Annotated in this window: 6 protein-coding genes; 2 read left to right on the top strand and 4 right to left on the bottom strand. The window is 57.9% G+C overall.

Going from position 1 to position 3,773, the window contains the following annotated elements; genetic code table 11:
• Positions 1-50: 50 nt before the first annotated feature.
• Both ACXRVY_RS19795 and ACXRVY_RS19790 read right to left on the bottom strand, forming a co-directional pair.
• Positions 51-1,052, bottom strand: a complete 1,002-nt coding sequence (locus ACXRVY_RS19795) for an LLM class flavin-dependent oxidoreductase (RefSeq protein ID WP_458238046.1) — start codon at positions 1,050-1,052, stop codon at positions 51-53.
• Between the two features lie 99 nt (positions 1,053-1,151).
• Positions 1,152-1,331 carry a hypothetical protein gene (locus ACXRVY_RS19790; protein ID WP_457266021.1) on the bottom strand — a complete coding sequence of 60 codons (180 nt, stop codon included), beginning with the start codon at positions 1,329-1,331 and terminating at the stop codon, positions 1,152-1,154.
• Positions 1,332-1,442: 111 nt separating this feature from the next.
• On the opposite strand from ACXRVY_RS19790, the gene ACXRVY_RS19785 reads away from it, so the two are divergent.
• Entirely contained in the window at positions 1,443-1,676 is a 234-nt protein-coding gene (locus ACXRVY_RS19785; RefSeq protein ID WP_223459252.1) for a DUF1161 domain-containing protein, read from the top strand.
• Between the two features lie 4 nt (positions 1,677-1,680).
• On the opposite strand, the gene ACXRVY_RS19780 is transcribed toward ACXRVY_RS19785, so the two are convergent.
• Both ACXRVY_RS19780 and ACXRVY_RS19775 read right to left on the bottom strand, forming a co-directional pair.
• On the bottom strand, positions 1,681-2,103 hold the full coding sequence (locus tag ACXRVY_RS19780; protein WP_223459250.1) for a PA0061/PA0062 family lipoprotein: 423 nt from the start codon (positions 2,101-2,103) through the stop codon (positions 1,681-1,683).
• Positions 2,104-2,144: 41 nt separating this feature from the next.
• Positions 2,145-2,567, bottom strand: a complete 423-nt coding sequence (locus ACXRVY_RS19775; protein ID WP_223459248.1) for a PA0061/PA0062 family lipoprotein — start codon at positions 2,565-2,567, stop codon at positions 2,145-2,147.
• 59 nt (positions 2,568-2,626) lie between these two features.
• Here ACXRVY_RS19775 and ACXRVY_RS19770 point away from each other — a divergent pair, with 59 nt between their 5' ends.
• Positions 2,627-3,724: an aminopeptidase gene (locus ACXRVY_RS19770; RefSeq protein WP_223459246.1), complete on the top strand. Its 1,098-nt coding sequence runs from the start codon at positions 2,627-2,629 to the stop codon at positions 3,722-3,724.
• Positions 3,725-3,773 lie beyond the last annotated feature (49 nt).

Genomic DNA, 3,773 nt, shown 5'->3' with positions numbered 1-3,773 from the left:
GAATAAGCCGACGCCCTGGCGCCGGCTTTTTTATGCCTGCCGTTTGAGTATCAGCCTCGCATGAGCTGCGCCAGTAGCTCGTAGGAATGCACGCGATCCGAATGTTCGTACAGGTCACAGGTGAAAATCAGCTCGTCGGYCTGGGTCTGTTCAATCAGGACCTCGAGTTTGGCGCGGATTTTCTGCGGGCTGCCGATCATGGCCAAGCCAAGGAAATCGTGCACGGCCTCTTTCTCATGGGGCAGCCACAGGCCGTCCATGGTCTTCACCGGTGGACGCTGTACCAGGCTTTGGCCACGCATCAGGGCGAGAATCCGCTGGAACACCGAAGTCGCCAGGTAATCGGCCTGCTCGTCGGTATCGGCTGCCACTAAAGGCACGCCGAGCATCACGTAAGGTTTGTCCAAAACGGCTGACGGCTTGAAGTGATTGCGATAGACCCGAATCGCTTCATGCATGTAGCGCGGTGCGAAATGCGATGCGAAGGCGTAGGGCAAACCACGCTCACCGGCCAGTTGTGCACTGAACAGGCTCGACCCCAACAACCAGACTGGCACATTGCTCCCGGTGCCCGGCATGGCGATGATGCGTTGGTCCGGAGTACGCGGCCCGAGATAGCGCACCAGCTCCGCCACATCTTCCGGGAAATCGTCGGCGCTGCCGGAGCGTTCACGGCGCAGCGCACGTGCGGTCATCTGGTCGGAACCGGGCGCGCGCCCCAGGCCCAGGTCAATGCGGCCCGGATATAGACTTTCCAGGGTGCCGAACTGCTCGGCAATCACCAACGGTGCGTGGTTGGGCAACATCACCCCACCCGAACCGACACGAATGGTCGACGTGCCACCGGCCAGGTAACCAAGCAGCACCGAAGTCGCGGAACTGGCGATACCGTCCATGTTGTGGTGTTCAGCCACCCAGAAGCGGTTGTAACCGAGTTTCTCGACGTGCTGCGCCAGGTCCAGCGAATTGCGCAGCGACTCGGCCGCGCTGCCGTTCTCGCGCACCGGCACCAGGTCGAGGGTCGAGAACTTGATATCGGACAGTCGTTTCATAAACCTGCTTCTCCAATTGAGGGCGCAGGTTTGTTCTTGCGAACGCAAACCTGCCGAATCCAAAAGCGTGTTCATGCAATGTGGGCATATACCCGAGTTTCAATAGCCCGGTAAAAAATCCCGCGAAAAAAGCAGATTGATCGGACAGGGCTGCCCGGTTTCCAAAGTGCTGAATGCGAAGATCAGCCTGGAGGCCACACTGGTTGGCTGGATTTTCGTTGAACACAAAAGATCGCAGCCTTGGCAACCTGCCGGGATCATTCGGTAGATGGTGCTCAAGTCTGCGATCTTTTTTGCGTCGCGACAGATTTGCCCGCTAAAACTGTGGTCGAATAAACGACAGCAGCGAAAACCCATGACTGTGCGTGCTGCGTCAAAGGAGCTTCAACCATGAAACGTTTTACCCTGGCGGTTATCTGTTGCGCACTGGCCACTTCGGCCCTCGCGGCACCGAAACCCTGCGAAGAACTCAAGGCCGAGATCGAAGCCAAGATCCAGGCCAGTGGCGTCACCGCCTACACGCTTGAAATCGTCACCAACGACGAGGTCCACGACCAGAACATGGTCGTGGGCTCGTGCGAAAACGGCACCAAGAAAATCATCTACCAGAAGAACGACCGCTGACACCTCACATCAAGCAGTAAGACTCCCGATCTTCTGCAACGATCTCCCGCTTGGCGTTGTATAGCCTGGCTTCAGGGATGAAGGCAATCGAGCGGCCTTCAAGCACATAACGTTGGCCGGCTTCGAAATGATCGAAGTTGATGGTCAAGTAACATATGCGTTCAGAAGGGCCGCCCATCATGTTCAAGCCCCCGCCACCAGGTACTTCGTAGTCAAAGCGGACGATCAGTTCATGGCTGCCGGGCATAACCTCAAAAAAACGCCCGTCGGCCAAGCGCTGTTTATCCAGACGCTCGGCCATCAGCAATTTATCGTTAGGGAAGGGCGTGGAAAAATCGACCCAGGCCATCTTTGGATTAGCCGTCGGCATCGGGCTCTGACAGCCAGCGACAATGCTGGCAGCCAGCAACAGCATCAACCTGTACATGATGAATGTCCCAAGGGGTTATACATTCAGCATAACGCCGATCAGGTGTGTTGACAGCCCGCAGGCGTGCCTTGGCCAACCACTTTTCGCTGTTCATCGTAGAGCTTCGCCCAAGGCCGAAAACCGATGTTCCCCACCTTTAGCCGATAACGCTCGCCCGCGTTGAAGTCGTTGAATTTCACGTTCAACTGGCAATCGCGCCACAACGGTTCGGCGTCAGGGCCGATGTTGGTGGGCTGGACCGAGAATTGGTAGCGGACCGTCAGCTCATGGCTACCGGGCCGGACCTGGAAATAGCGTTTGTCGTCGGTGGCCTTGTTATCAACCTCCAGCGCCTGCAGAGTCGTATCTTTTTGCTTCGAGTCCAGGTCGATCCAGGCTTGCGCAGGATCAGGGCGGGGTAGTCCGAAAAAAGCACAGCCGGCCAGCATCAGCAGGCCTCCTGTCAGTATCAACATGCGCATAGCGGAGCTCCAGTCAGGCAGGATAGTCTTGCGGAAAGACTCTCCAAGGAAGAATTATTGTGTTCAGGCCGCTTCCTAGCCTTGGCTTACTTGATCGCGTTTTTCGCGTTTTGTTTCCGGGTGTGATGTTTTTGTTGCTCAACGGTTGCGCCAGCGTCAGCTACTACCACCAACTGGCCAGCGGCCAACTGCAGTTGCTGCGGGCCAGGGAGCCGGTTTCCAGCGTGATTGCCGACCCGGCGCGCGATCAAAAACTGCGCACACACCTGGAGCAATCGCAAAAGGCCCGAACGTTCGCCAGCCAGCAATTGCACCTGCCGGATAACCAGAGTTACCGCTTGTACGCGGACATTGGGCGCCCCTTCGTGGTCTGGAATGTCTTCGCCACGCCGGAATTTTCTCTCAAGCCTGTAAACCACTGCTTCCCCATCGCCGGCTGCGTGGCCTACCGCGGTTACTACAGCCAGAGTGCAGCCCGCGGCGAAGCAGCTTTGCAACGTTTGCAGGGCATGGACGTGTCGATTGGCGGCGTCGAGGCCTATTCGACACTCGGCTGGTTCAACGACCCGATCATCAGTTCGATGATGGGCTGGGGGGACGAGCGACTGGCCACGCTGATCTTTCACGAGCTGGCCCATCAGCGCTTCTATGTGAAGGACGACACGGAGTTCAACGAATCCTTCGCCACCTTCGTCGAGCAGGAAGGTACTCGCCAATGGCGCGCCTACCGCCTCCTGCCACCGGATAACAATGCGCAGGCGCGTCAGCGCAACCAGTTCACTGCGTTGGTGCTCAAGACCCGCACCCGACTGGAAAAGCTCTACACCTTGCCGCTGCCAACCGGACAAATGCGCCAGCGCAAGGCTGCCGAGTTCGAGCGCTTGCGCAGCGAATACCGGCAATTGCGTGACAGTCAGTGGGCCGCAGACAAACGCTACGACGCCTGGATCTATGCCCCGATGAACAATGCCCGACTTTTGCCGTTTGGTTTATACGACCAATGGGTACCGGCATTTGCCGTGCTGTTCCATCAGGTGAATGGCGATTGGCTCAGGTTTTATGCCGCCGTGGAGAAGCTCGGCGCCTTGCCCGCGGGCGAGCGCAAGGCGGCGCTGAAAGCATTGGCTGACGGGGCCGATCAACCAAAGAACCAATAGCAAACCCCGATTGCACCCAGCACCCCGGCCAGCTCCGCCAGCAATGCAC

This window comes from Pseudomonas sp. P5_A2_2 (genome assembly GCF_054177685.1).
The sequence above is the reverse complement of the archived record's forward strand: the minus strand, read 5'-3'. Positions and strand labels throughout refer to the sequence as shown.

Excerpts from the sequence above, each read along its gene's own strand:
- ACXRVY_RS19785 (WP_223459252.1), top strand. The coding sequence starts at position 1,443 with ATGAAACGTTTTACCCTGGCGGTTATCTGTTGCGCACTGGCCACTTCG.
- ACXRVY_RS19775 (WP_223459248.1), bottom strand. The coding sequence starts at position 2,567 with ATGCGCATGTTGATACTGACAGGAGGCCTGCTGATGCTGGCCGGCTGT.
- ACXRVY_RS19780 (WP_223459250.1), bottom strand. The coding sequence starts at position 2,103 with ATGTACAGGTTGATGCTGTTGCTGGCTGCCAGCATTGTCGCTGGCTGT.